Below are 1,145 nucleotides of genomic sequence, written 5' to 3' on the forward strand. Positions count from 1 at the left end.
CAACGCCAGATACCGGCCGCAACGGCGACGGGACTGTTCGAAGCCCAGGCAGCGCGCACCCCAGAAGCGACGGCCGTAGTGGATGACGGGGTGGAGATCGCGTACGCGGAGCTGGACGCGCGCGCGAACCGGCTGGCGCACTATCTCCGCTCCCAGGGCGTACGCGCCGAGTCCTTGGTCGGGGTGTGCATGCCACGGGGCGTGGACATGGTTGTGGCCGTCCTGGGTGTGTGGAAGGCAGGGGCGGCCTATCTGCCACTCGACCCGGAGTATCCGACGGAGCGGCTGGCATTCATGCTGGCCGACAGCGGGACGGGCGTCGTCCTCGGCCTGGACGAACTGACGCGGGAGCTTGCCTCGCCCAGCCTTCGGCTGCTGAATCTGGACGATCCGGAAACGACAGCGGCATTGGCGGCCGCGCCCACGACCTCGCCCGGGGTCATGTCGCGGCCCGACGAGTTGGCGTACGTGATCTACACGTCGGGGACGACGGGACGCCCCAAGGGCGTCGCTGTCACCCACGCCGGTCTCCCGAGCCTGGCCGAGGGACACGTCCGTCATCTTGGAGTCGGACCTGACAGCCGTATCGGCCAGTTCGCGTCGCTGAGCTTTGACGGATTCGCCTGGGAATGCTGCATGGCGCTGCTGACCGGGGCCACCCTGGTGGTCATCCCCGCGGATCAGAGGGCCGGTGAAGCCCTCGCGACGTTCTTGACGAAGCAGGTGGTTTCACACGTGGCTTTGCCACCGTCCGTGCTGGCGACTCAGGCGGACGGCTCGCTCGGGTCGGACCTCACCCTGGTCGTGGCCGGCGAGGCGTGCCCGCGAGAACTGTTCGTGCGCTGGGCTCCCGTCGTGAGGATGTTCAACTCGTATGGCCCGACGGAGACCACGGTCGACGCCACCCTGTGGCGCTGCGATCCACGGGCCGGGAGCGTCGCCATCGGGTCTCCCGTGGTGAACACCCGTGTCTTCGTCTTGGATGATCGGCTTCGGCCGGTGGCGGTGGGTGTTGTGGGTGAGTTGTATGTGGCCGGTGTCGGGTTGGCGCGTGGTTATCTTGGTCGTGGTGGTGTGACGGGTGAGCGGTTTGTGGCGTGTCCGTTTGGGGTGGTGCCGGGTGAGCGGATGTACCGGACCGGGGA

Annotated in this window: 1 protein-coding gene; it reads left to right on the forward strand. The window is 67.9% G+C overall.

Features of this window, described 5'->3' with window-relative positions; translation table 11 throughout:
• Window positions 1-90: 90 nt before the first annotated feature.
• A partial coding sequence (locus IEJ02_RS47775) for an amino acid adenylation domain-containing protein (protein WP_317986117.1) occupies window positions 91-1,145 on the forward strand: 1,055 nt, incomplete at its 3' end.

The organism is Streptomyces sp. 5-10 (assembly GCF_014712245.1).
Classification (GTDB): domain Bacteria; phylum Actinomycetota; class Actinomycetes; order Streptomycetales; family Streptomycetaceae; genus Streptomyces; species Streptomyces violaceusniger.